We start from the raw sequence: 24,301 nt of genomic DNA, 5'->3' as shown, positions 1-24,301 counted from the left end.
GATGAGCGACCGCGATCCCGCCACCGAAGCCACTTCCAGCACCACCGACGTCGCCGACACGCTCCAGTCGCCGCCGAGCGGATGGGCGCCGCCGCCGCGCAGCCGCAGCGTGACGATCGCGATCGTCGCGATCGCCGTCGTCGCGATCCTCGCCATCCTCTATGCGTGGCAGCTGCCGCCCTTCGCCGGCTTCTCCGAACGGACCGACAATGCCTATGTGCGCGGCCGGGTGACGATCATCAGCCCGCAGGTCAGCGGCTATGTGACCAGCGTGCCCGTCCAGGACTTCGCCGAGGTGAAGGCGGGACAGGTCCTCGCGACGATCGACGACCGCATCTATCGCGCGCGGGTGGCGCAGGCGGAGGCCAATGTCGCGGCGCAGGAGGCTTCGCTCGCCAATTCGACCCAGGCGCAGCGATCGCGCGAGGTGGCGACCGCCAGCCAGGACGCCGCGATCGCCAATGCCCGCGCCCAGCTCGTCCGGGCCGAGGCCGACATGCGCCGCGCCGACGCGCTGATCGCCGACGGATCGATCTCGGCGCGTGAGCGCGACCAGACCCGCGCGGCCCTGCTCGCCGCGCAGGCCGGCGTCCGCCAGGCCGAGGCCGCCCGCGCGATCGGCACCCAGGATGTCCGCACCGTGCTGGTCGGGCGCGGCGGGCTGACCGCGGCGGTCGAGGGCGCCCGCGCCCAGCTCCGCCTCGCCCGGATCGACCTCGACAACACGGTGATCCGCGCGCCGGTCGCCGGGCAGCTCTCCGAGATCGGCGTGCGTAACGGCGCGTTCGTCACGGCCGGCACCCAGCTGATGTTCCTGGTGCCGCACGACGCCTGGGTGGTCGCCAATTTCAAGGAGGCGCAGACCCGGGACATGCGGGTCGGCCAGGGCGCGAGCTTCAAGGTCGACGCGCTGGGCGGGGCCAAGCTGACCGGCCATGTCGAGAATATCGCGCCCGCCGCCGGCTCCGAGTTCGCCGTGCTCAAGGCCGACAACGCCACCGGCAATTTCGTCAAGGTGGCGCAGCGCATCTCGGTCCGCATCCGCATCGACCCCGGACAGGAGCTCGCCCGCCGCCTGCGCCCGGGCATGTCGGTCGAGGCGAAGATCCACACGAGCGGGTCGCTCTGATGCGGCGCGGCAGCCTGCTCCTGCCCTTGCTTCTCGGCGGATGCGCGGCCGGCCATGTGAAGCCGGTGGCGGTGCCTCCAGTCGACGCCCCCGCCGCCTGGCGGACCGCCGCCCCGCTGTCGGCGGTCGAGCGCGACTGGTGGACCGGCTTCAGCGATCCGGCGCTGACCGCACTGGTCGATCGCGCGCTCGCCAACAACAGCGACATCGGCATCGCCGCCGGGCGGGTGCGCGAAGCGCGGGCCAATCTGGCGGCGGCGCGCGCGACGCTGCTCCCGACGCTCGACGCCAACCTGACCGGCGGTCGGACGCGCAGCATCAGCCCCTTCGGCACCGCCGAGGTCCAGAACGCCGCGCAGCCGCAGGTCCAGGCCGCTTATGAGATCGACCTGTTCGGCCGCCTCGCCGACCAGCGATCGGCCGCGCGCAGCGCCTACCTCGCGAGCGAGGCCGCCCGCGACGCGGTTCGCCTCGCCATCGCCTCGGCAACCGCGAGCGGCTATGTCACGCTGCTCGGGCTCGACACCCGGCTCGACATCGCCCGCCACACGCTGGCGGCGCGCGAGACGTCGCTGAAGATCGCCCGCTCGCGCGTCTCGAACGGCTATTCGCCCAAGCTCGAACTGCAACAGGCGCAGGCCGAATATGACGCGACCGCCGCGATCGTCCCGCAGATCGAGCTCGCCGTCGCGCGGACCGAGCACGGCCTGAACCTGCTGACCGGCGACACGCCCCAGGCGATCGGCCGGGGCGCGACGCTGGCCACGCTCGCGCAGCCGCCGCTCGCGGGCGGGCTGCCGTCCGAGCTGCTGCGCCGCCGCCCCGACATCGCCCAGGCCGAGCGCCAGCTCGCCGCCGCCGACAGTTCGCTCGCGGTCGCGCGCAAGCGCTTCCTGCCGCAGCTCCGCCTGTCGGCCAGCGCCGGCGCGGCCTTCTCCAGCCTGCTCGACGACCCGATCACCCTCTGGCAGGTCGGCGGCAGCATCCTCGCGCCGATCTTCCAGGGCGGGCGGCTGACCGCGCAGGCCGAGGCGGCGGCCGGGCAGCGCGACCAGGCCGCCTTCGCCTATCGCAAGGCGGTGCTGACCGGCTTCCGCGAGGTCGAGGACGCGCTGGCGTCGGTGCGGCGGATCGACGAGCAAGTCGCGCTCGCGACCCACCAGCGCGATACGCTCGCCGAAGCGCTGCGGCTGGCGACCAACCGCTATCGCGAAGGCTATTCGCCCTATCTCGAACAGCTCGACGCGCAGCGCCAACTGCTCGCCGCCGAACTCAACCTCGCCCAGCTCCAGAGCGACGGCTTCGCCGCGCGGATCCAGCTCTACCAGGCGCTGGGCGGCGGCTGGACGGCGGCGGACGAGGAATCCGGCCGACCCTGATCGCGAATCGGGCTGGGGCACGTTGGCATGTTCCCCCCTGCCCCGACGCCTGCTATCCACCCCGGCATGTCATCCAAGCATCTCTATCTGGTCGACGGCTCCGGCTATATTTTCCGGGCCTATCATCGCCTGCCGCCGCTCACCAACCGCCACGGAATCCCGGCCGGGGCCGTCTACGGCTTCACGACGATGCTGTGGAAGCTGATCAACGAGCTGCACCAGGCCGACGGCCCGACTCACCTGGCGGTGATTCTCGACGCCTCGTCGAAGACCTTCCGCAACGAGATGTACGACCAGTACAAGGCGCACCGGCCGCCGCCGCCCGAGGACCTGGTGCCGCAATTCCCGCTGATCCGCGACGCGGTGCGCGCCTTCTCGGTCCCCTGCATCGAGGAATTGGGGCTCGAGGCCGACGACATCATCGCCTGCTATGCCGAAGCCGCGCTGGCGCAGGACTGGCAGGTCACGATCGTCTCGTCCGACAAGGACCTGATGCAGCTCATCCGGCCCGGCCTCGACCTGCTCGACACGATGAACAACCGCCGCCTCGGCCGCGAGCATGTGCTGGAGAAGTTCGGCGTCGAGCCGGAGGCGCTGGGCGACGTGCTCGCGCTGATGGGCGACAGCGTCGACAATGTCCCCGGCGTCCCCGGCATCGGACCCAAGACCGCGAGCCAGCTCATCCAGCAGTTCGGCACCCTCGACGCGGTGCTGGCCAGCACCGACCAGATCACCAAGCCCAAGCTCAAGCAGTCGCTGATCGACCATGCCGACAACGCCCGGCTGTCGCGCGAGCTGGTCCGCCTGAAATGCGATGCGCCGCTGCCCGAGCCGCTCGACGGGCTGGAATTGAAGGGCCTGCCGCCCGAGCCGCTGCGCGCCTTCCTGGAGGACCAGGGCTTCAAGTCGCTGCTCGCCAAGGTGCAGGGCGATGGCCCCGCCACCCTGCCGACCGGCGGCCCGACCATGCTGGCGCTCGCGCCCGGCGCCGAGGAGAAGCCGGCGCCCGTGATCGCGCAGGTGCCGTTCAACCATAAGGATTACGAGACCGTCGTCGACGAGGCGGCGCTCGACCGCTGGATCGCCGACGGCTTCGCCTGCGGCCGGATCGCGGTTGACACCGAGACCGACAATGTCGATCCGGTCCGCGCCAACCTGGTCGGGGTCAGCCTGTCCACCGCGCCGGGCAAGGCCTGCTACATCCCGCTCGCCCATATCGGCGACGGGCTGCTGTCGGAGACGCCCAGGCAGATCGCGATGGACGCGGCGCTGGCGAAGCTCAAGCCGCTGCTCGAAGCCGCGCATATCCTCAAGATCGGCCAGAACATCAAATATGACATGGTCGTGCTGGCCAAATACGGCGTCGACGTCGCGCCCTATGACGACACGATGCTGCTGTCCTACGATCTCGACGCCGGGCTCGGCGGCCACGGCATGGACGAGCTGGCGCAGCGCCACCTCGACCATGCCTGCATCGAGTTCAAGACGGTGTGCGGCACCGGCAAGAGCCAGATCAGCTTCGACAAGGTGACGCTCGACGTCGCCACCGAATATGCCGCCGAAGACGCCGACGTCACGCTGCGCCTGTGGCAGCTGCTGAAGGGGCGGCTCGCGCCCGAGGCGGCGACCCGCGTCTATGAGCTGATCGACCGGCCGCTGGTGCCGGTGCTGGCGGGCATGGAGCGCGCCGGCATCAAGGTCGACCGCGAGGAACTGGCCCGGCTGTCGGCCGAGTTCTCGGGCGAGGCGACCCGGCTGGAGGCCGCGATCCACGCCGAGGCGGGGACGCCGTTCACCGTCGGCAGCCCCAAGCAGCTCGGCGACATATTGTTCGACAAGATGGGCCTGAAGGGCGGCCGCAAGGGCAAGACCGGGGTCTATTCGACCGACGTCACCGAACTGGAGCGGCTCGCGGGCGACGGCGTGGCGATCGCGCGGCTGGTGCTCGACTGGCGTCAGCTCACCAAGCTGCGCTCGACCTATACCGACGCGCTCCAGCAGCAGATCAATCCGGCGACGGGCCGGGTCCACACCTGCTTCTCGATGGCGGTCGCGCAGACCGGCCGGCTGTCCTCGACCGATCCCAACCTCCAGAACATCCCGATCCGCAGCGACCATGGCCGCCGCATCCGCGACGCCTTCGTGGCCGAGCCGGGCAAGCTCATCCTGTCGGCCGACTATTCGCAGATCGAGCTGCGGCTGGCGGCGCACATGGCCGACGTGCCGGCGCTGAAGGACGCCTTCGCGCGCGGCGACGACATCCACGCGCTGACCGCGCAGGAGGTGTTCGGCGAGGTCAACCGCGACACCCGCGCGCGCGCCAAGACGATCAACTTCTCGATCCTCTACGGCATCTCCGCCTGGGGCCTCGCCGGGCGCCTGGAGGTCTCGCGCGAGGAAGCGCAGGGGATGATCGACCGCTATTTCTCCCGCTTCCCCGGCATCAACCACTATATCGCCGCGACCCTCGGCCAGGTCCGCGACCAGGGCTATGTGTCGACGCTGTTCGGCCGCAAGACCCATCTGCCGTGGATCAGGAGCGCCAAGCAGGGCGAGCGCCAGTCCGCCGAGCGCCAGGCGATCAACGCCCCGATCCAGGGCACGTCCGCCGACATCATCAAGCGCGCGATGGTGCGGATGAACCCCGCGCTCGCCGCCGCCGGGCTGGGCGACGTGAAGATGCTGCTCCAGGTCCATGACGAACTGGTGTTCGAGCTGGCGCCCGAGCAGGTCGAGCCGGCATCGGCGGTGATCCGCGCGGTGATGGCGGGCGCGGCCGAGCCGATCGTCCGGCTGTCGGTGCCGCTGGGCGTCGAGATCGGCACGGGGCCGAGCTGGGGCGCCGCGCATTGAGCCTTCCCCCCGAGACCGCCCCGCCGACCGCCGACACGCTGCAGGAGGGCGACGACATCAAGGCGCTCGCCAAGGGCGGACGCACCAATTTCTTCGGCTTCCTGCTGCGCCTCGCCGCGCGCCTGCCCTTCCTGTTCATCGCCGGGCGCTGGTACGGCGCCGAAGCGCTGGGCCGCTTCGCCTATGCGGTGATCATCGTCGAATTCGTCGCGACGCTGGCGACGCTGGGCCTCAAGCGCGGCCTTGCCGAACAGCTTTCGGCGACCGACCGGCCCCATGTCCACGTCGTCTGGGACGGGCTGCTGATGGGGGCGATCGCCTCGGCGGTCGCGGCGACGGTGCTCGGCGCGGTGCCGGAGCTGATGTTCCCGAACAGCGGGATCAACGGGCTCGAATGGCTGCTGCCGCTGACCATCTTCGCGCTCGCCTGGTCCGACATCGCCCTCGCCGCGCTCGCCTATCGGCTCGATATCGGCGCGACGGTGCGGGCGCGCTCGGTCATCGAGCCCTGGACGATCAGCATCGCCGCCTTCGGCCTCGCCTTCTACTCACTGCGCGACGGCCTGATCATCGCCTATGTCGTGTCGATGGTCGCGGCGCTGGTGGCGTCGATCTGGCCCTTGCTCAAGAGCTTCGGCTGGCCGCACGGCTGGCGGCCGCGCCCGGCGGCCCTGTTCATGCTCGCGCGCCGCAACGTCCCGCTGGCCGCCGCCGACGCGATCGAATGGGGATCGCGCCGCCTCGACATCGCCATCCTCGGCCTGTTCTTCTCGCCGGTGATCGTCGGCATCTACTACGTCGCGCAGCAGGTCGCCTCGCTGCCGCAGAAGCTCAAGACCAGCTTCGACCCGATCCTCGGCCCGGTGATCACCCGCAACCTCGAAGCCGGCAACCGGCTCGCGGTGGCGAAGCAGGTCGCGCAGGTCGGCTTCTGGATCATCGCCGCCCAGACCGCCGTCGGCCTGGCGCTCGGCATTCCCGGCGAAGGCGTGATGGGCCTGGTCGGGCCCAATTTCGTCGCCGGCAACACCGCGCTCGCCTTCCTGCTGATCGCCGAGGTGGTCGCCGCGACCGCGGCGGTCTCGGAAGCCGCGTTGATCTACGTCGCGCGGCACCTGAACCTTTGGATATCGATGGGCATGATCGGCATCCAGATCATGCTGAGCTTCGCGATCGTGATGATCATGCGCGACCAGTTCGCCCTGCCCGTCCTGTGGCAGGCCGCGGGCCCGGCGATCGCGCTGGCGATGGCGCTCGGCATCGCCTCGATCATGAAGGCGAAGCTCTTGTCGCGGCTGCTCGGCGCGCCGGTCTCGGGCTGGCGCTGGCCGCTGGTCTGGGCGGCGCTGGCGGCGGGCGTCGTCGGCTATCTGGCGACGCGGCTTCCCGAATGGCTCGAACTGCTGCTCGGCATCCCGGCGATCCTGCTGGTGTTCGGGGCGATCATCTGGCGCTTCGGCTTCACCAGCGAGGACCGGACGCTGTTCCGCCTCAAGGAGGCCTGAGCTTCAGCTCCCCGGCGACGGCAGCGGCACGATGACCCCGCGGTCGGGTACGTCCTCGCGCCAGCGGACCGAGCCATAGGGGCGCTCCAGCTTGCGGCGGACGCGGATCGGGTCCTTGTCGCGGTGGAAGTCGATCGCGATCTGCCAGGTCTCGAGATCGGCGATGGTCAGGCGGCTGCGCTGGCGCAGATAATCGTGCCAGGTCGGGGTGTGATAGCGCTCGGTCCACAGCTCGGGATCGCCGACGTCGCGCGAGATCGACCAGCCATAGCCGCCGGTGCGGTGGCGGATCGCCTCGACCGGCATCATCGCCGTGTAGAAGCCGCGCGCCTGGTCGAGCGGCACGCGATATTCGATGGTGACGACGATCGGGCCGCTGCGCCCGTTGAGGTCGAGATTGGTCTCCGGCTCGCTGAGCGGCGTATCGCGGTCGCGCTGCTCCTCGACCGCCGGCATCCGCCAGACCAGGCTGGCCGCGATCGTCAGGATCAGCGCAGTGCCCGAGGCGACGAGCGCGAGGCCGGTGCCCTCCGACGCGGCGATCCGGCCCCAGGCCCAACCGCCGATCGTCATTCCGCCGCAGACCGCCGTCACGCAGGCCGCCAGCGCCCGGCCCGTCACCCAGCGCGGCGACGACATCTGGATGTTGATGTTGCACAGCGCCATCGAGATCATCCACCCCGATCCCGCGCCCATCACCAGCAGGCCGGTCAGCACGCCGTGACGGCTGAGGCCTGTGCCGATCATGCACAGCCCCATCAGCGCGCTGGCGAGCCCGACCGAAACCTCGTCCGACAACCGTTCCTTGATCGGTGTCAGGAACAGCGCCCCGAGCACCGCGCCGCCGCCGAAGCAGCCGAGCAGCACGCCGTAGAGGGTGGCGTCGCCGTGGAGCAGTTCGCGCGCGACCAGCGGCATCAGCGCCGACGCCGCCACGCCGGCGAAGGCGATCAGCAGGGTCCGCACCAGCACCGCGCGGATCGGCGGCGAATAGACGACGTAGCGCGCGCCCGAGATCACCGCGCGGCCCAGTGCCTCGGGCGGCAGGCGCGAGGTTTCGGGCAGGCGGCGCCAGAAGATCATGACGACGATCAGCGGGACATAGGCGAGCGCGTTGAAGGCGAAGGCCGCGAGCACGCCGGCCAGCGCGACGAGCAGGCCGCCGATCGCCGGGCCGAAGCTGCGCGCGATATTGTAGCTGATCGAGTTGAGCGCGATCGCCTGCGCCAGCTCGCGCGACGGCACCTGTTCGCCCACCGAACTCTGCCAGGCGGGGCCGAACAGCGCCGTGCCGGTGCCGACGACGAAGCAGAAGAACAGGATCCAGCCCGGCGTCAGCAGGCCCAGCGCGGTGACGAGGCTGAGGCCGAGCGCGCCCAGCAAGGCGATCGACAGCGCGACCAGGGCGATCTTGCGCCGGTCGTAGCTGTCGGCGATCGCGCCCGCGAACAGCGACAGCAGCATCAGCGGCGCGAAGGTCGCCGACTGGACCAGCGCGACCATGTCGGCGCGCCCGGTGAGCTGGGTCATCGCCCAGGCCGCGCCGACGCCCTGGATGAGCTGGCCGAAATTGGAGAAGAGGCTGGCCGTCCAGATGCGACGGAACAGGCCATGGCGCAGCGGATCGAAAGGCCCTACCCGCCCTGCCGCTTCCCCGCCGCCATCGGCCATGTCAGCCCGTCCCCCTTTGTCCTGCTGCTCCTTAATGCGGAAGCGCCGTCAGCGATCAATGCCGGAAGTGGCGCATGCCCGTGAAGACCATCGCGAGCCCGGCCTCGTCCGCCGCTGCGATCACCTCGGCGTCGCGGATCGACCCGCCAGGCTGGATCACCGCCGTCGCCCCGGCCTCGACCGCCGCCAGCAGGCCGTCGGCGAAGGGGAAAAAGGCATCCGACGCGACCGCCGAGCCGATCGTGCGCGGCGTCGCCCAGCCCGCCTTCTCGGCGGCGTCCTTCGCCTTCCAGGCGGCGATGCGCGCCGATTCGAGCCGGTTCATCTGGCCGGCGCCGACGCCGGCGGTCGATCCGCCCCTGGCGTAGACGATCGCGTTCGACTTGACGTGCTTGGCGACCGTCCAGGCGAACAGGCAGTCCTTGAGTTCCTGGTCGGTCGGCGCGCGCTTCGTCACCACCTTGAGATCGTCGAGGCCGATCCGGCCGTTGTCGCGCGACTGGAGCAGGACGCCGCCGGCGATGCTCTTCATCGTCATGCCGGCGCGCGCCGGATCGGGCAGCTCGCCGGTCAGCAGCAGGCGGAGGTTCTTCTTCTTCGCGAACACCGCCTTGGCGTCGTCGTCGGCGTCGGGCGCGGCGACGACCTCGGTGAAGATGCCGCTGATCGCCTCGGCGGTCTTGCCGTCGAGCGGCCGGTTGACCGCGATGATGCCGCCGAAGGCCGAGACGCTGTCGCAGGCGAGCGCCGCCTCATAGGCCTCGATCAGCGTGTCGGCGCTGGCGACGCCGCAGGGGTTGGCATGCTTGACGATGACGACGGTCGGCGGGCCGTCGCGGAATTCGCTGACCAGCTCGAGCGCGGCGTCGGCGTCGTTGTAATTGTTGTAGCTCAGCTCCTTGCCCTGCACCTGGGTCGCCTGGGCGATGCCGCGCGGGGACGGGCCGACCGGCAGGTAGAGCGCCGCTTGCTGGTGGGGGTTCTCGCCATAGCGCAGCTCCTCGGCCTTGCGGACCGGGATGGAGAGCGCCTCCGGGAAGAACTGGCCCTGGTCGGCATGGGCGAACCAGGAGGAGATCATCGCGTCATAGGTCGCGGTCGCGGCGAACGCCTTGGCGGCGAAGCGCTTGCGCAGCGCGAAGTCGGTGGTGCCGCCGCTGGCGATGATCTCGGCATAGTCGGCCGGATCGGTCGCGATCGTCACATAGGCGTGGTTCTTGGCCGCCGAGCGGACCATCGACGGTCCGCCGATGTCGATATTCTCGATGATCTCGTCGCGGCCGGCGCCCTTCGCGACGGTCTGCGCGAAGGGATAGAGGTTGACCACCACCAGGTCGATCGCGCCGATGCCGTGATCGGTCATCGCTTTCGCATGTTCGGGATCGTCGCGGACGCTGAGCAGGCCGCCATGGACCATCGGGTGCAGCGTCTTGACCCGCCCGTCCATCATCTCCGGGAAGCCGGTGATGTCGGAGATGTCCTTCACGTCGAGCCCGGCGTCGCGCAGCGCCTTGGCGGTGCCGCCGGTCGAGACCAGCTCGACGCCCCACCCCGCCAGCGCCCGGCCCAACTCGACCAGCCCGCTCTTGTCGGAGACCGACAGCAGCGCGCGCTTGATGGCGACTTTGTCGGGGGCGGGCGTGGTCGGGGTCTTCATGATGCGATCCTGTCGAGGGTGGCGGCTGTTCGACGCCGGTTAGGCGAAGCCGACACGAAATGCCAGCAAGCTTCCTCCCCATTTTATGGGGAGGGGGACCATCCGAAGGATGGTGGAGGGGGCGGCGGCGCAGACGCCGCTGCGCGGCACCCCTCCACCGCCTGCGGCGGTCCCCCTCCCCGAGCAAGCTCGGGGAGGATCAACCAGCCTCAGCCGAGCGCCTTGATCGCGCTGCGGCCGGCATAGACGGCGACCGGGCCCAGTTCCTCCTCGATGCGGATGAGCTGGTTGTACTTGGCGAGCCGGTCCGAACGGGCGAGGCTGCCGGTCTTGATCTGGCCGCAGTTGGTGGCGACGGCGAGGTCGGCGATCGTCGAATCCTCGGTCTCGCCCGAGCGGTGCGACATGACCGCGGTGTAGCCGGCGCGCTGCGCCATGTTGACCGCCTCGAGCGTCTCCGACAGCGTGCCGATCTGGTTGACCTTGACGAGCAGCGAGTTGGCGAGGCCGTCCTTGATGCCCTGGGCGAGCCGCGCCGGATTGGTCACGAACAGGTCGTCGCCGACCAGCTGGACCTTGTGGCCGATCTTGTCGGTGAGGATCTTCCAACCCTCGAAATCATCCTCGCCCATGCCGTCCTCGACCGAGACGATCGGATAGCGCGCGCAGAGATCGGCCAGATAGTCGGCCATCTCGGCCGGCGAGCGCTTCACGCCCTCGCCATGAAAGTCGTAGACGCCGTCCTTGAAGAATTCGGTCGCGGCGCAGTCGAGCGCGAGGACGACGTCGTCGCCCGGCTTGTAGCCGGCCTTCTCGATCGACTGCATGATGAAGTCGAGCGCGTCGGGGGCCGAGGCGAGGTTGGGGGCGAAGCCGCCCTCGTCGCCGACGGCGGTCGCGAGGCCCTTGTCGTGGAGCGCCTTCTTCAGCGTGTGGAAGATCTCCGATCCGGCGCGGACCGCGTCGAACAGGGTCGGCGCGCCGACCGGCATGATCATGAATTCCTGGAAGTCGATCGGGTTGTCGGCATGGGCGCCGCCGTTGATGATGTTCATCATCGGCACCGGCAGCACCTGCGCCGAGACGCCGCCGACATAGCGGTAGAGCGGCAGCGCGCGGGCCTCGGCCGCCGCGCGGGCGACCGACAGGCTGGCGCCGAGGATGGCGTTGGCGCCGAGCCGGCCCTTGTTCGGGGTGCCGTCGAGCTCGATCAGGCGGGCGTCGATCTCGCTCTGGTCCTCGGCCTCCATGCCGATGATCGCGTCGGCGATCTCGTCGTTGACGGCGTCGACCGCGTCCTGGACGCCCTTGCCGAGCCAGCGGCTCTTGTCGCCGTCGCGCTTCTCGACCGCCTCATAGGCGCCGGTCGACGCGCCCGAGGGCACCGCCGCGCGGCCGAAGCTGCCGTCCTCCAGCGTGATGTCGACCTCGACCGTGGGATTGCCGCGGCTGTCGATGATCTGGCGGGCATGGACGTCGACGATGGCGGTCATGGGCGCGTACCTTTGCTGATGGACGTTGGGATGCGCGCGCTCTATCCGCGAGATTGGCGTTAGGCAAATATTGAAGTCGTTTCGGGTCTGGTAAAGGAACGCTATCCGCCCCATTTGGTTGATGAGCTGGCCTCTTTTGATGGAGACGATCGACATGGCGACCGAAAATCAGGACAGCGGTCCGCGCGCCGGCAAGGCGTTCGACAGCGCCCGCAAGGCGTTCAACGACACCGCCGCCGGCTTCACCGGACAGGCGGAAGCGCGCGCCCGCGACTATGCCTCGCAAGGCAAGGATCGCGCCGTGGAGGCGCTCGACAACGTCGCCGGGCTGGTCGGCGACGCCGCATCGCAGGTGAGCGAGAAGCTCGGCGACCAATATGGCGGCTATGTCCAGCAGGCCGCCAACGCGGTCAGCGGGTTCGCCGCGACGCTGCGCGACAAGGACGCCGACGAGCTGATCGACGACGCCCGCAACGTCGTCCGCTCCTCGCCGGCCGTGGCGATCGCGGCCGCCGCCGCCGTGGGCTTCCTGCTCGCGCGGGTCGTCAAGTCGGGGCTGACGCCCAAGGGCGAGACGGCGGACGATGGCGTGGCATCCCCCGCGCCCAAGCCCGCCGCCCGCAAGAGCGCCCCTCGCACGGCACCGAAGGCGGCCGCCAAGCCCAAGCCCAAGGCAGCGCCGAAACCGAAGGCCGCCAAGGCTCCGTCCGCCGCGACCCCGGCGACGTCCGACGACACGCCGCCCGCAGCCTGATCCTTGACGGCGGGGCGCCCAGAGGAACAGGAGCCGCTCGGCGCGCTGATGGCGCGGCTGATCGAGGACGGCCGCGCGCTCGCCAAGGCCGAGCTCGCCCTGTTCCGGACCGACTTCTACCGCCGCATCGGCCGGGCGCGGACCGGCGCCCTGCTCTGCCTGATCGGCGCGATCATGGGCCAGGCGGCGGCGGTGACCTTCCTCGTCACCCTGTCCTTCGTCCTGACGCCGTGGATCGGCCGGCTCGGCGGGGCGGCGGTCTCGGTGCTGCTCGGCGTCGGCGCGGCGGTGCTGCTGATCCGGATCGGCGTCCGCAAGCTGATGCTGGTGGTCGAGGATGCCGACGACGACGATGAGGCGGACGGCATCGCCCCCGTGCATCCCAGCCCGATCGACGAGCTGTTCGAACGGGTCCGGCGGCGGTCGCAGGACGCCCGCAACCAGCTCGTCGAGACGGTGGGCGAGGCGCAGGCGCGGCTCCATCCCCAGGCGCTGGTCGCCGACCTGGCCGAGATCGTCGTCGATCAGGCGCAGGAAATGAGCCATAAGGCGATCGACGCGATCCGGCGTCGCCCCGGCCGCGCCGCGCTGGCGGTCGCCGCGCTGGTGATGCTGGTGCTGCGTCCGCCGCTCTATCGGATCGCCCGCGGCATCGCCCGTGCAACCCGAAGCGGGCCGACGAGTTTCAGCAGCGACCGGCGGCAGCCGCCGTCGGCCCGCGACGATGAGGAGACGAGCGCATGACCATCAAGAGCAAGGCCGAAGCGGCCGGAGCCGGCATCAAGCAGCGCGCGGCCCGCGCGGGCGACTATGCCGGCGAGAAGATCCGGACCGGCGGCGAGGCCGCGCGCACCGCGGGGCGCAAGGCGGCCGAGGGCGTCGAGAGCTTCCCGGTGGCGGCGCTGCTCGGCGGCCTCGCGGTCGGCGCGGCGATCGGCGCGCTCCTGCCCCGCACCCGACAGGAGGAGGAACTGCTCGGCTCGATCGGCGGCGCGATCAACGACCGCGCCAAGGACGCGGTCAGCGCCGCGCGCGACGCCGGACAGGCGAAGCTGGGCGAGCTCGGCATCAGCAGCGACGCGGCGGGCAAGCAGGTCGGCAAATTGATCGACTCGCTCGCCAAGGCCGCCGAGAGCGCCGGCACCGCGGCGGTGGGCGCGGTCCGCTCCTGAGCGTTTCCGGGGCGTCACGGTTCAATCGGGGTTCATCGCCCGGCCGCTAATCGACTGGCAAGGGCGCGTTGTCGTGCGCGCCGATGGAGAAGAACAGGATAATGAACGGATTCACCAAGATCACCGCCGCGCTGATGCTGGCCGGCACGGCCCTCGCCGCCCCGGTCGCCTCCGCGCAGGCCGCGGTCGTCGCCAACCAGGATGCCGCGGCCTTCATCTCGTCGCTGGGCACAGAGGCCTTCGCCGTGCTCAAGACCGGCAACAAGACCACCGTCCGCGCCAAGTTCCGCGAGCTGCTGTCACAGCATTTCGCGATCGACGCGATCGGCGAGCGGCTGATCCGCCGCTGGAACAACCAGATCACCCCGCAGCAGAAGGCCGCCTACAAGGCCGCCATCCCGAACTTCATCATCGGCACCTATTCGGACAATCTCTACGATTATGCCAATGCGTCGATGAAGGTGATCCGCACCGCGCCCGCAGGCAGCGGCTTCAACGTCGTGACCCAGGTGCAGAAGCCCGGCGCGCAGCCGATCAGCGCGGTCTGGTCGGTCGCCAAGGTCGGCGGCGCGTTCAAGGTGACCAACCTGACCGTCGCCAACATCAACCTGGCGGTGACCCAGGGGCAGGACTTCGACGCCATCATCCAGCGAAAAGGCATTGACGGCCTGATCGCAATGATGAAAGCGCGCGGCTGATCTTTCCGGCGGCCCGGCGGCCGTCACGAAAAATAGTGAAGGAACGGAAGGCGGTTCGGGATTATCCTGAACCGCCCTTCTTCGTCAGGAGATGGTGCCAGGTTTCGTCCCGCGGGACGATCAACGGAGTATTCGCATGAGCAAGATCCACCTGGTGTTCGGCGGTCGCGTCAAGGACCCCCAGGGCCTCGATTTCGAGGACCTCTCCCAGATCGACGTCGTCGGTTTCTATCAGGACTATAAGAGCGCCGAGAAGGCGTGGCGCGGCGCGGCGCAGCGGACGGTCGACGATGCCGAGATGAGATATGTCGTCGTCCATCTCCACAAGCTGCTCGAACCCGAACTGGGCTGATCGTCCAACCCGTCATCCCGGCGGAGGCCGGGATCTCGGGCGTCTCCTGCCTCAGCCTCGCCTCCTCACCGCCTGAGATGCCGGCCTCCGCCGGCATGACGGGGTTGCCTAAGGGAGCGATCGCCGCCGCCACGCCAGCAGCGGGCGGATCAGCAGCAACCCGGCGAGGAAGCCGCCGACATGCGCGCCGGTGGCGATCGCCATGCCATAGTCGGCGAAGGCGAAGCCCATCAGGAACTGGACGCCGATCCAGGCCGCCGCCAGCCACAGGGTGTTGATCGCGACGCCCAGCGTCGGATGGCTGGCGAAGCCGCGCGGCCGACCGAACAGCAGCGCATAGCCAGCGAACAGCGCGGAGATCGCGCCGCTCGCGCCGATCATCGGGGCCCCATCGGCCGGATTGACGAGGAACTGCATGCCCGCCGCTGCGTAGGCGCCGACGACGTAGAGGATCGCCAGCCCCAGCGGCCCGATCACCGCCTCGACCATGCGTCCGCAGAAGACCAGCATCAGCATATTGAAGCCGAGGTGCAGCATGCCGCCATGGAGCAGCGTCGCGGTCAGCGGCGTGATCCAGGCGGGCAGCGCCCCCGGTATCTCCATGCCGGTCAGCCGCGCGGGAACGAAGCCGCCGGCGATGTCGGCCGCGTCGCTCCACCCGAGCAGGACGAGCAGCAGGTAGATCGCCGTCGTGCCGATGGCGATCGCGTTGGTGCAGCGGCTGGGCGGCAACCGCACCGGCGCACCGGAAGCGCTCAGATGAACTCGATCTTGGAGACGAGGTAGAAGCGGTCGCCCGACGGCACCGTGACCTCGACCTCGTCGTCGACCTTCTTGCCGATCAGCGCGCGGCCGAGCGGCGAGTTGTAGGAGATCTTGCCGGTCTTGGCGTCCGCCTCGGTCTGGCCGACGATCTGGTACCTGACCGGCTTCTCGTCGTCGTCGAGCAGCGTGACGGTCGCGCCGAACACGATCTTGTCGCCCGACAACATGCTCGGATCGATCACCTGGGCGCGGCTCAGCCGGTCCTCGATGTCGGCGATCGACGCCTCGATCTGGCCCTGACGCTCCTTGGCGGCGTGATATTCGGCATTTTCCGAAAGATCGCCATGCGCACGAGCTTCCTCGATCGCATCGATGATCAGCGGCCGTTCGGCTTTGAGACGGGCAAGCTCCTCGGTGAGCATCTTCTGCCCTTCCGCCAGCATCGGCAGCTTCTCAATGCTCGCCATCGTCCAACAACCCCTTCGTCAAAACCAACGTCCCCGGACGACCCCGGCCGGGTCGCCCGCCCTGAACTCCTGCCATGTGGGGATCAGGCGTGCGAATGAGAATAATAGGATTGAAGCGCGCGCACTTCAAGCTTCCGCTCCCGCAACGCCCCGATCGCCTGCGCCGCGGCGACGCTGGCCGCCGCCGTGGTGAAGTAGGGAACGCGGCCGTAGAGCGCCGACGTCCGGATCGCCTTCGAATCCAGCAGCGACTGCCAGCCTTCGGTCGTGTTGAAGATCAGGTCGACGTCGCCGTCGACGATCCGGTCGACGATGTTCGGCCGCCCCTCGCGCTTCTTGAGCACGGTCTCCACCTCCAGCCCCTGCTCGCGCAGGAAGGTCGCGGTGCCGCTGGTCGCGAGAATGGTGAAGTCCATCGCGATGAGCTGCCGCACGGCCGGCAGGATATGCCCCTTGTCGCTGTCCTTGACCGAGACGAAGGCGGTGCCGCCGAGCGGCAGCCTGGTTCCCGCGCCGAGCTGCGCCTTGGCGAAAGCCGTGGCAAAATCACTATCGATTCCCATGACTTCGCCGGTGGATTTCATTTCCGGACTCAGCACCGGATCGACTCCGGGGAAGCGCGCGAACGGGAAGACGGCTTCCTTGACGGCGATATAGTCGACGTCGAGCCGGATGCGCGGCAGCGCCTTGAGGCGCTCGCCCGCCATCACCCGCGCCGCGATCTTGGCGATCGGCTGGCCGATCGCCTTGGCGACGAACGGCACGGTGCGGCTGGCGCGCGGGTTGACCTCGATCAGGTAGACCTCGCCGTCCTTGACCGCATATTGGACGTTCATCAGGCCGCGCACCTTGAGCGCGCGGGCCAGCGCGTCGGTCTGCCGCTCGATCTCGGCGATGATCTCCTTCGGCAGGCTGTAGGGCGGCAGGGTGCAGGCGCTGTCGCCCGAATGGACCCCCGCTTCCTCGATATGCTGGAGCACGCCCGCGACCACGACATCGTCGCCGTCGCAGATCGCGTCGACGTCGACCTCGATCGCGTCGCGCAGATACTGATCGATCAAAACTGGTGAATCGCCAGATACTTGTACTGCAGTGCTGATATACTGATCGAGCTGCGACGGGTCCTCGACGATCTCCATCGCGCGGCCGCCGAGCACATAGGACGGCCGCATCAGCACCGGATAGCCGACCCGCTCGGCGACGGCCAGCGCCTCCTCGCGGCTGCGGGCGATGCCGTTGCGCGGCTGGCTGAGGCCGAGTTCGCCGACCAGCGCGGCGAAGCGCTCGCGGTCCTCGGCCAGGTCGATCGCATCGGGGCTGGTGCCGAGGATCGGGATGCCGGCATCCTCCAGCTCCTGCGCCAGCTTGAGCGGGGTCTGCCCGCCGAACTGGACGATCACGCCCTTGAGCGTGCCCTTCGACTGCTCGACATGCAGGATCTCCAGCACGTCCTCGGCGGTCAACGGCTCGAAATAGAGGCGATCCGACGTGTCATAGTCGGTCGACACCGTCTCCGGGTTGCAGTTGACCATGATCGTCTCATAGCCGGCATCGGCCAGCGCGAAGCAGGCGTGGCAGCAGCAATAATCGAACTCGATCCCCTGCCCGATCCGGTTCGGGCCGCCGCCGAGGATGACGATCTTCTCGCGATCGCTCGGGTTGCTCTCGCACTCGGGCTCGCCGAAGCTCGGCGCCTCGTAGGTCGAGTACATGTAGGGCGTCTTCGCCTCGAACTCGGCCGCGCAGGTGTCGATCCGCTTGAACACCGGGCGGACGCCCAGCTTGTGGCGGTGCGCACGCACCTCCTTCTCGGTGATGCCACCGGTCATCGCCTTGGCCGCGTCATGGACGATGCCCGAGCCGCGCGCCTGTTCGCGCGCCATGCCCGCCAGGTTGGCCGATTGCAGCGCCAGCCAGGCGAGCCGCTTGTCGGAGAAACCCATCGCCTTGAGCCGGCGCATGCCCGCCGCGTCCTGCGGCAGCCCTTCGCGGCACACTTCCTCCTCGGCCGCGACGATCTCGGCGAGGCGATCGAGGAACCAGGGTTCGTACTTGGCGATGCGGTGGATGTCGTCGACCGAGAAGCCTTCGCGCAGCGCCTGCGCCGCGACGAGCAGCCGGTCCGGCGTCGGTCGCGCCAGTTCCTCCTCGATCACCGAGCGGGCCGCGCCCTTCAGGTTCTCGACGACGTTGAAGCCGGCGAGGCCGGTCTCCAGGCCGCGCAGCGCCTTCTGCATCGATTCATGGATGTTGCGGCCGATCGCCATCGTCTCGCCGACCGACTTCATAGCGGTCGACAGCAGCGGCTCGGCCCCCTTGAACTTCTCGAAGGCGAAGCGCGGTATCTTGGTGACGACATAGTCGATCGTCGGCTCGAACGAGGCCGGCGTCGCGCCGGTGATGTCGTTCATGATCTCGTCGAGCGTGTAGCCGACCGCCAGCTTGGCGGCGACCTTGGCGATCGGGAAGCCGGTCGCCTTCGACGCCAGCGCCGAGGAGCGCGACACACGGGGGTTCATCTCGATCACGACCAGGCGGCCGTCGGCCGGGTTGACCGCGAATTGGACGTTCGACCCGCCGGTCTCGACGCCGATCTCGCGCAGCACCGCGATCGAGGCGTTGCGCATGATCTGATATTCCTTGTCGGTCAGCGTCAGCGCCGGCGCGACGGTGATGGAATCGCCCGTGTGGACGCCCATCGGATCGACATTCTCGATCGAGCAGATGATGATGCAGTTGTCGGCGCGATCGCGCACGACCTCCATCTCATATTCCTTCCAGCCGAGCACCGATTCCTCGATCAGCACCTCGGTGGTCGGCGACGCGTCGAGACCGCCGGTGACGATCTTGACGAACTCGTCCTTGTTGTAGGCGATGCCGCCGCCGGTGCCGCCCATGGTGAAGCTGGGGCGGATGATCGCCGGCAGGCCGACATAGTCGAGCACGCGCAGCGCCTCGTCGAGCGTGTGGGCGACGTCCGAGCGCGGGCTTTCCAGGCCGATCTTGTCCATCGCCTGGCGGAACTTCAGCCGGTCCTCGGCCTTGTCGATCGCCTCGGCGTCGGCGCCGATCATCTGGCAGCCATATTTCTCCAGCGTGCCGTCGTTGAACAGCGCCAGCGCGGTGTTGAGCGCGGTCTGCCCGCCCATCGTCGGCAGGACGGCGTCGGGCCGCTCCTTCTCGATGATCCTGGCGACGATCTCGGGCGTGATCGGCTCGACATAGGTCGCGTCCGCCATCTCCGGATCGGTCATGATCGTGGCGGGGTTCGAGTTGACGAGGACGATGCGATAGCCTTCCTCGCGCAGCGCCTTGCAGGCCTGCGTTCCCGAATAGTCGAACTCGCAGGCCTGACCGATGACGATCGGACCCGCGCCGATAATGAGGATGGAGGAGATATCAGTGCGCTTGGGCATTATTCGGTTTTTCCATCCTGCAACTCGCAACCCCACCCGTCATATTCGACCCCGAAGATCTGCTCGATCTGCAGGCAGGTGATGGTTAGCTCTTTTATCGAAGCGGCATCGGCCGCCTGGTCCTTGGCGAGGAACAGGCAGGGTTCGCCATCCTCGCCTTCCTCGATCTCGATATACTCGAAGCCGAACTCCTCGGCCCGGTCGGTCAGCCGCACCAGTGCCTCGGGGCTGCCGCGGAAGCTCACGTCGACGGGGCGGACCAGTTCGGGCTGGTCGCCATTTTCGCGGAGATTGGCGAGCACCTCGGCGTCGGCCTCACACTCCTCCTCCAGGCGCTGCGGATCAATCGCGGGAAGGGTCATGCGCGGGCCTCCGGTTGACCGAGACGGCCGGGGCCGCCGACGATGAGCATCGAAATGTCGGTTCGACTGGTCATCAGCGCTCCGGAATTCTAGCGAACTCCGCGTCGGTCATGCGACCGCCGACGAAAGACATCACGCCGTTGAAGCGGCCGCCGCCCGATAGTCCAACAGAGCAAATCGATTCGGCGAATGCCGCACTCTGGCTTGTACCCCAGTTCTGCGGACGAAATTGTATGGTCAGCACGAAGCTGTCCGCGCCGATCGGAAACAAGGTCGGCTCGATCGGTCGACCGGCTTCCGCCTGCGAACTGCTTGCCTCATCCAGCGGCAGCAGAGAACGCTGCGTTCCCGTGAACGTCGCCACGATCCGCGTAGCTGGCGCTGCGGCTGTAGCCAATTTCGCTATGGATCGCTCGCATTCCGACGGCGTCGCTACCGTCGAAGTCAAGGCCATGGCGTGCAGCAGGATGATCGAAACGGCCGTCACGCCTTCGCCTTCAGCTGGGCGACGAACTGCTCGAACAGATAATGGCTGTCCTGCGGGCCGGGGCTGGCTTCGGGGTGGTACTGGACGCTGAACGCGGGCTTGTCGGTCAGGCGCAAGCCCGCCAGCGATCCGTCGAACAGCGAGACATGGGTGGCCTCGGCATTGGCCGGCAGGCTGTCGGTGTCGACCGCGAAGCCGTGGTTCATGCTGGTGATCTCGACCTGGCCGTCGTCGGTGCGCTTGACCGGATGGTTGGCGCCGCGATGGCCCTGGTGCATCTTGTAGGTCTTCGCACCGACCGCGAGGCCGAGCATCTGGTGGCCGAGGCAGATGCCGAACAGCGGCGTGCCGACGTCGAGCAGCTTGCGGATCACCGGCACCGCATAGGCGCCGGTCGCGGCCGGGTCGCCCGGGCCGTTCGACAGGAAGACGCCGTCGGGCCTGTGCGCCATCACCTCGTCGAAGCTGGCGGTGGCGGGGACGACCGTCACCCGCGCCCCGGCGGCGACCAGATTGCGCAGGATGTTGCGCTTCAGGCCATAGTCGATCGCGACGACGTGCGGCGCGTCGGCGGGCGCGGCGTCGAGATCATAGCCCTCGCCGAGCGCCCAGAGGCCGTCGCTCCACTTGTAGGTCTGGGTGGCGCTGACCTCCTTGGCGAGGTCCATGCCCTCCAGCCCCGGCCATTCGTGGGCCTTGCGGCGCAGCGCCTCGATGTCGAAGCGGCCCTGCGCGTTGTGGGCGATGACGCCGTTCGGCGCGCCGTCGATGCGGATCGCGCGGGTGAGCGCGCGGGTGTCGACGCCCGAGACGCCGATCCGGCCGTTCGCCTTCAGCCAGGCGTCGAGATGCTGGCTGCTGCGGAAATTGGCGGGATCGGTGACGTCCTCGCGCACCACCATGCCGAGCGCGTGGGGGTTGGTCGCCTCGACATCCTCGGCATTGGTGCCGACATTGCCGATGTGCGGGAAGGTGAAGGTGATGATCTGCCCGGCATAGGAGGGATCGGTCATCACCTCCTGATAGCCGGTCATCGCGGTGTTGAAGCAGACCTCGCCGACGGCGTCGCCCTCTGCCCCGAATCCCCTGCCCCAGATCAATGTCCCGTCGCCGAGAACCAAAACGCCCGTTGCGCCCTCGGGGGGTGTCAGACGCGCGTGATCGGTTTCGGCCACTAGGGCTCTCCTCGGCTATGGGTCGGTGGGCAAACGGCGGCGTACCTAGGGGGCCCTCCTCGGCGGGTCAATTCTATTAAATCAGGAATCTCTGTGCTACGCATCCTCCTTTCCCGAACAGACCGGTGGTTCCCATGATTCGAGACGAGATCAAGACGGCGCTCGTCGCCGCGATGAAGGCGCGCGACGCCACCACCACGGCGGCGATCCGCCTGATCCAGTCGGCGATCAAGAACCGCGACATCGAGCTGCGTACCGCGACCCAGCAGCCCGACGACGACCTGCTCGTCACAGAGGTGCTGCAGAAGATGATCAAGCAGCGCCGCGAATCGATCGAGATGTACGAGAAGGGCAACCGCCCCGAGCTCGCCGCCGCCGAGGCCGCCGAGGTCACGGTGATCGAACGCTTCCTGCCGCAGCAGATGAGCGAGGACGAGGCCCGCGCCGCGATCGACGCCCTCGCGACCGAACTGGGCGCGGCCTCGATCAAGGACATGGGCCGGGTGATGGCGGCACTCAAGGAACGCTTCGCCGGCCAGATGGACATGGCCAAGGCCAGCGGCCTGGTGAAGGCGCGGCTGGGCTGAGTGAACGAAGGGGCGGAGAACGACAATCCTCCCCTCCCGCCTGCGGGAGGGGATCGAGGGGTGGGCTCCCCGGCCTTCAAACCACGGCCGACCCGTCTCGCGAGGCGGCTCCGCAACAATGCCACCAATACCGAACGCAAGCTCTGGCATCATCTGCGCGGCAGTCGCCTGAACGGCTTCAAGTTCAGCCGGCAGATGCCGGTCGCCGGCTTCATCTGCGATTTCCTTTGCCGATCGGCGCATCTTGTCATCGAGCTCGATGGGGGCCAGCATGGCTGGCAGGCCGCGGAGGACGAGGCGCGAACCCGGCGGATCGAGGCGGAAGGCTATCGGGTGCTCCGTTTCTGGAACAATGACGTGAACGAGCGGCTGGAAGGCGTATTGGCCCGCATCGCGGAAGCGCTGGCGGAGGGCGCGGAGGCCCAACCCCTCCCGCACGCGGGAGGGGAGTAGAGGCCTAGGCATGTCCCTCTCCCCCCAATTCCTCGACGAGCTCCGCGCCCGGGTCACGCTGTCCACGCTGATCGGGCGGTCGGTGAAGCTCGTGAAGGCGGGACGCGAGTTCAAGGCGTGCTGCCCGTTCCACAACGAGAAGTCGCCGAGCTTCTACGTCAACGACGACAAGGGCTTCTACCATTGCTTCGGCTGCGGCGCGCATGGCGACGCGATCCGCTTCCTGACCGAGGCGAAGGGCCTGACCTTCATCGATGCGGTCAAGGAACTGGCGCAGGGCGCCGGGATGGAGGTCCCCGCCCCCGATCCGCGCGCGGCGCAGCGCAACGAGATGCAGGCCGGGCTCCATGACGTCATGGCGGCGGCGGCGAGCTGGTTCCAGGAACAGCTGGGCGGGATAGCCGGTGCCGAGGCCCGCGCCTATCTCCAGCGGCGCGGGATCGACGAACGGCTGGTGAAGAAATTCGGCATCGGCTTCGCCCCCGATTCGCGCGGCAAGCTCCGAACCGCGCTGAAGAGCTTCGGCGACGCCAAGCTGATCGAGACCGGGTTGCTGATCCTGGTCGAGGACAAGGAACCCTATGACCGGTTCCGGGGACGCGTGATGATCCCGATCCAGGACCAACGCGGGCGCGTCATCGCCTTTGGCGGGCGCATCCTCGACAAGGGCGAGCCCAAATATCTGAACTCGCCCGACACGCCGCTGTTCGACAAGGGCCGGACACTGTTCAACATCGAGCGCGCCAGCGCCGCGTCGCGCAAGGCCAACCGCGTGATCGCGGTCGAAGGCTATATGGACGTGATCGCGCTGGCCAAGGCGGGGATCGACGAAGCCGTCGCCGCCAACGGCACCGCGCTGACCGAAGCGCAGCTCGAACGGATGTGGCGGATGACCGAGATACCGCTGCTCTGCTTCGACGGCGACAAGGCCGGACAGAAGGCCGCCGTCCGCGCCGCGCAGCGCGCGCTGCCGATGATCGCGCCGGGGCGGACGCTGCGCTTCGCCCTGCTGCCCGGCGGGCAGGACCCCGACGACCTCGTCAAGTCCGGCGGCGTCCGCGCGGTCGAGCAGGTGCTGGACGAGGCGATCAGCCTCGACGAACTGCTGTGGCGCGCCGAATATGAGGCGCAGCCGCTGTCGACGCCCGAGGCGCGGGCCGGCCTGCGCAAGCGGCTCGGCGACCTCGCGGGATCGATCCAGGACCGCGACGTGCGCGAACTCTACCAGGCGGAGTTCCGCCGCCGCTTCGACGAGCTGTTCGGCAGCGCCCAGCGCCGTCCGTTCGAACGGAACTTCCAGCCTTTCCAGCCCCGCCAGCAGCGCCGCCCCGGCCAGCCCTGGAAACCCGAGCCGCTGCCGCCCTCGCGCGCCGCCCATGCGGTGAACAAGAGCGGGGTCAATCCGATGGTGACCCGCGCGGTGATGGCGGGTCTGCTCCGCTTCCCGGCGCTTTTCTCGTCGCACATGGAGGCGATCGGACAGCTCCAGCTCGGCGACGAGCGGCTCGATCGGCTGCGCGCGGAGGCCTTCGAAGCCGGATTTTCCGGGGGACCGCTTGAAAAGGAAGGCCTCGAAACCATATTGGCCGAGGCGGGTCTTGGGGCTGTGGTCGAGGAGCTCAAGGCTACGAACGCTCTTGCCTTTTCCTTCTTGCGCGGCAATGCCGATCCTGACCGTGCTATGCGCGATCTCTCGGCGGCGATCGAGGCCATGGCGGCGCGTCCCCTATTGGATGCGGCGCTGCGGGAGGCCACCGAGCGGTTGGGCATGGCGGCCGACGATGCCGGGCTAGAGGAGCAGCGCAGGCTGCTCGCGGCCCGCGAGGCGGCGGATCGCGCGCTCACCGACCTCGCCCTGGGCGAGGACGGCGGGGGCGCTTAAACTGTTTGAGGCCGGCGGTTTCCGGCCGAATATATTGAGGGCTG

General features: G+C 68.8%; 21 protein-coding genes. 12 read left to right on the top strand and 9 right to left on the bottom strand.

All coding sequences use genetic code 11. The annotated features are described in order from the left end of the window. The first annotated feature begins 1 nt into the window (after position 1). The 4 genes from HRJ34_RS04385 to HRJ34_RS04370 all read left to right on the top strand — a co-directional run bounded on the left by HRJ34_RS04385 (position 2) and on the right by HRJ34_RS04370 (position 6,866). A complete protein-coding gene (locus HRJ34_RS04385) occupies positions 2-1,129 on the top strand; it encodes an HlyD family secretion protein (protein WP_208633452.1) in 1,128 nt (375 codons plus the stop codon). After that, on the top strand, positions 1,129-2,508 hold the full coding sequence (locus HRJ34_RS04380) for an efflux transporter outer membrane subunit (RefSeq protein WP_208633451.1): 1,380 nt from the start codon (positions 1,129-1,131) through the stop codon (positions 2,506-2,508). The genes HRJ34_RS04385 and HRJ34_RS04380 overlap by 1 nt, the downstream gene beginning before the upstream one ends. A gap of 66 nt (positions 2,509-2,574) precedes the next feature. Continuing rightward, a complete protein-coding gene (polA, locus tag HRJ34_RS04375; protein ID WP_029992253.1) occupies positions 2,575-5,361 on the top strand; it encodes a DNA polymerase I in 2,787 nt (928 codons plus the stop codon). Then, positions 5,358-6,866 carry a lipopolysaccharide biosynthesis protein gene (locus HRJ34_RS04370; protein WP_011951297.1) on the top strand — a complete coding sequence of 503 codons (1,509 nt, stop codon included), beginning with the start codon at positions 5,358-5,360 and terminating at the stop codon, positions 6,864-6,866. The genes polA and HRJ34_RS04370 overlap by 4 nt, the downstream gene beginning before the upstream one ends. 3 nt (positions 6,867-6,869) lie before the next feature. Here the strand turns inward: HRJ34_RS04370 and HRJ34_RS04365 are convergent, their stop codons facing one another. The 3 genes from HRJ34_RS04365 to eno form a co-directional block, all read right to left on the bottom strand. After that, positions 6,870-8,537 (bottom strand): MFS transporter, encoded by a 1,668-nt coding sequence (locus tag HRJ34_RS04365; protein WP_011951296.1) that lies wholly within the window; start codon positions 8,535-8,537, stop codon positions 6,870-6,872. Between the two features lie 55 nt (positions 8,538-8,592). Further along, entirely contained in the window at positions 8,593-10,194 is a 1,602-nt protein-coding gene (gene purH, locus HRJ34_RS04360) for a bifunctional phosphoribosylaminoimidazolecarboxamide formyltransferase/IMP cyclohydrolase (protein WP_208633450.1), read from the bottom strand. Positions 10,195-10,403: 209 nt separating this feature from the next. Then, complete coding sequence (eno, locus tag HRJ34_RS04355; RefSeq protein WP_016744074.1) at positions 10,404-11,687, bottom strand: phosphopyruvate hydratase; 1,284 nt, start codon at positions 11,685-11,687, stop codon at positions 10,404-10,406. A gap of 154 nt (positions 11,688-11,841) precedes the next feature. Here eno and HRJ34_RS04350 point away from each other — a divergent pair, with 154 nt between their 5' ends. The 5 genes from HRJ34_RS04350 to HRJ34_RS04330 all read left to right on the top strand — a co-directional run bounded on the left by HRJ34_RS04350 (position 11,842) and on the right by HRJ34_RS04330 (position 14,663). Further along, positions 11,842-12,441, top strand: coding sequence for a hypothetical protein (locus HRJ34_RS04350; protein ID WP_226949039.1), 600 nt, complete (start codon positions 11,842-11,844; stop codon positions 12,439-12,441). Positions 12,442-12,444: 3 nt separating this feature from the next. After that, a complete protein-coding gene (locus tag HRJ34_RS04345; protein ID WP_208633448.1) occupies positions 12,445-13,185 on the top strand; it encodes a phage holin family protein in 741 nt (246 codons plus the stop codon). Beyond that, positions 13,182-13,613, top strand: coding sequence for a hypothetical protein (locus tag HRJ34_RS04340; RefSeq protein ID WP_029992250.1), 432 nt, complete (start codon positions 13,182-13,184; stop codon positions 13,611-13,613). Before HRJ34_RS04345 ends, HRJ34_RS04340 begins: the two co-directional genes overlap by 4 nt. Positions 13,614-13,714: 101 nt before the next feature. Beyond that, the gene (locus HRJ34_RS04335; RefSeq protein ID WP_011951290.1) at positions 13,715-14,311 is read left to right on the top strand and encodes an MlaC/ttg2D family ABC transporter substrate-binding protein; all 597 of its coding nucleotides are present in this window, start codon (positions 13,715-13,717) and stop codon (positions 14,309-14,311) included. A 136-nt stretch (positions 14,312-14,447) separates the two neighbouring features. Continuing rightward, positions 14,448-14,663 (top strand): DUF4170 domain-containing protein, encoded by a 216-nt coding sequence (locus HRJ34_RS04330; protein WP_011951289.1) that lies wholly within the window; start codon positions 14,448-14,450, stop codon positions 14,661-14,663. 108 nt (positions 14,664-14,771) lie between these two features. Here HRJ34_RS04330 and HRJ34_RS04325 read toward each other — a convergent pair whose 3' ends face one another. From HRJ34_RS04325 to carA, 6 genes are all read right to left on the bottom strand, one after another. Continuing rightward, a complete protein-coding gene (locus HRJ34_RS04325; RefSeq protein ID WP_011951288.1) occupies positions 14,772-15,401 on the bottom strand; it encodes a rhomboid family intramembrane serine protease in 630 nt (209 codons plus the stop codon). Positions 15,402-15,418: 17 nt separating this feature from the next. Continuing rightward, the gene (greA, locus tag HRJ34_RS04320; protein ID WP_011951287.1) at positions 15,419-15,895 is read right to left on the bottom strand and encodes a transcription elongation factor GreA; all 477 of its coding nucleotides are present in this window, start codon (positions 15,893-15,895) and stop codon (positions 15,419-15,421) included. 83 nt (positions 15,896-15,978) lie between these two features. Beyond that, positions 15,979-19,311 (bottom strand): carbamoyl-phosphate synthase large subunit, encoded by a 3,333-nt coding sequence (gene carB, locus HRJ34_RS04315; protein ID WP_011951286.1) that lies wholly within the window; start codon positions 19,309-19,311, stop codon positions 15,979-15,981. Further along, entirely contained in the window at positions 19,311-19,673 is a 363-nt protein-coding gene (locus HRJ34_RS04310; RefSeq protein WP_011951285.1) for a ribonuclease E inhibitor RraB, read from the bottom strand. The genes carB and HRJ34_RS04310 overlap by 1 nt, the downstream gene beginning before the upstream one ends. A gap of 73 nt (positions 19,674-19,746) precedes the next feature. Next, positions 19,747-20,160 (bottom strand): hypothetical protein, encoded by a 414-nt coding sequence (locus HRJ34_RS04305; protein ID WP_208633447.1) that lies wholly within the window; start codon positions 20,158-20,160, stop codon positions 19,747-19,749. Continuing rightward, entirely contained in the window at positions 20,157-21,335 is a 1,179-nt protein-coding gene (carA, locus tag HRJ34_RS04300; RefSeq protein WP_208633446.1) for a glutamine-hydrolyzing carbamoyl-phosphate synthase small subunit, read from the bottom strand. The genes HRJ34_RS04305 and carA overlap by 4 nt, the downstream gene beginning before the upstream one ends. A gap of 134 nt (positions 21,336-21,469) precedes the next feature. On the opposite strand from carA, the gene HRJ34_RS04295 reads away from it, so the two are divergent. Genes HRJ34_RS04295 through dnaG form a run of 3 tightly spaced genes read left to right on the top strand, consistent with a single transcriptional unit; the run spans position 21,470 to position 24,257 of the window. Continuing rightward, positions 21,470-21,922 (top strand): GatB/YqeY domain-containing protein, encoded by a 453-nt coding sequence (locus HRJ34_RS04295; RefSeq protein ID WP_011951282.1) that lies wholly within the window; start codon positions 21,470-21,472, stop codon positions 21,920-21,922. Positions 21,923-21,982: 60 nt separating this feature from the next. Continuing rightward, a complete protein-coding gene (locus HRJ34_RS04290) occupies positions 21,983-22,375 on the top strand; it encodes an endonuclease domain-containing protein (protein WP_208633445.1) in 393 nt (130 codons plus the stop codon). Between the two features lie 10 nt (positions 22,376-22,385). Next, on the top strand, positions 22,386-24,257 hold the full coding sequence (dnaG, locus tag HRJ34_RS04285; protein ID WP_011951280.1) for a DNA primase: 1,872 nt from the start codon (positions 22,386-22,388) through the stop codon (positions 24,255-24,257). The last annotated feature ends 44 nt before the right edge of the window (positions 24,258-24,301 follow it).

Origin of the sequence: Rhizorhabdus wittichii, from assembly GCF_017607425.1 — a bacterium.
Classification (GTDB): Bacteria; Pseudomonadota; Alphaproteobacteria; order Sphingomonadales; family Sphingomonadaceae; genus Rhizorhabdus; species Rhizorhabdus wittichii.
This window is presented reverse-complemented; position numbering and strand designations above follow the sequence as displayed.